Source organism: Streptomyces niveus (assembly GCF_001723055.1).
Taxonomy (GTDB): Bacteria; Actinomycetota; Actinomycetes; order Streptomycetales; family Streptomycetaceae; genus Streptomyces; species Streptomyces niveus.
In genome coordinates, this window is sequence record NZ_MDCR01000567.1 from 1 (window position 1) to 535 (window position 535).

Consider the following 535-nt stretch of genomic DNA (forward strand, 5'->3'; position numbering starts at 1 on the left):
ACACGACGGCCCGCCCGCGCCGGACCCGTCCCCACCCACCACCGACGCGCTCCCCGCTGCGTACGGCGCCCGCCAGCGACCCCGCGAGCAGGGCGAGCGCGGCGCCCGCCACGCCCGTGCCCAGGCGCGGCCAGGTGCCGTCCGGTGCGAGACCGGCGACGGTGAGGGCGGCGGCGACGAGCAGCCCGGACAGGGGCGGCATCCAGGCGGGGCTGTCGGCGGGGGCGGAGCGGGCGTTCATGTCCGCCACAATTTCAGCCAGTTTTCCGAATCTCAAATGACATCGATGGGAGAAAGCGCACGTCACCGGGGTGTCGATCCTATTTATCGCACTTCGTCCGTTACGTTCTGGGCGACCGATCCCAGGTGTGCCGTACGGAGGGCCCGACCTGTGCGTACGTCCTTGTTCCTCCCGCTCTCACTCGCCCTGGTCGTCGCCGCGGTGCCCGCCGAACCCCGCCCCGGCCCCGGCTCCGCCCCCGACGGCGCCGGACCGGTCCTGGTGAACCAGATCGGCTACGCCACCGGCGCCGAC

General features: G+C 73.1%; 1 pseudogene. It reads right to left on the minus strand.

What is annotated here, in order from left to right:
• Window positions 1–241 (minus strand): annotated as a pseudogene (locus BHU15_RS37625) (hypothetical protein); the annotation flags it as partial.
• Between the last annotated feature and the right edge of the window lie 294 nt (window positions 242–535).